The organism is Citrobacter sp. Cc139 (assembly GCF_030334645.1).
GTDB lineage: Bacteria > Pseudomonadota > Gammaproteobacteria > Enterobacterales > Enterobacteriaceae > Citrobacter > Citrobacter werkmanii.
In genome coordinates this window covers 1-257 of the sequence record NZ_JAOWDM010000047.1, presented here as the reverse complement: position 1 = coordinate 257, position 257 = coordinate 1, and the positions used below count along the sequence as shown (strand labels likewise).

Here is a 257-nt window from a genome sequence, read left to right as displayed (position 1 = left end):
GCTTGTAGCTCAGGTGGTTAGAGCGCACCCCTGATAAGGGTGAGGTCGGTGGTTCAAGTCCACTCAGGCCTACCAAATTCGCTCCCGTGCTGCGTTGTGAAATAACTCGCATACTGAAGTATGCTTCGTCATTCCACGCCTTGCCCGGAACCGAATTACGGTAATGAGATTTGACGTCGATGGGGCTATAGCTCAGCTGGGAGAGCGCCTGCTTTGCACGCAGGAGGTCTGCGGTTCGATCCCGCATAGCTCCACCA

The 257-nt window shown here is 55.3% G+C and carries 1 tRNA gene; it reads left to right on the top strand.

Annotated features, from left to right (window positions below):
* Positions 1–181: 181 nt before the first annotated feature.
* Positions 182–257 (top strand) — tRNA-Ala (locus OGV69_RS01415).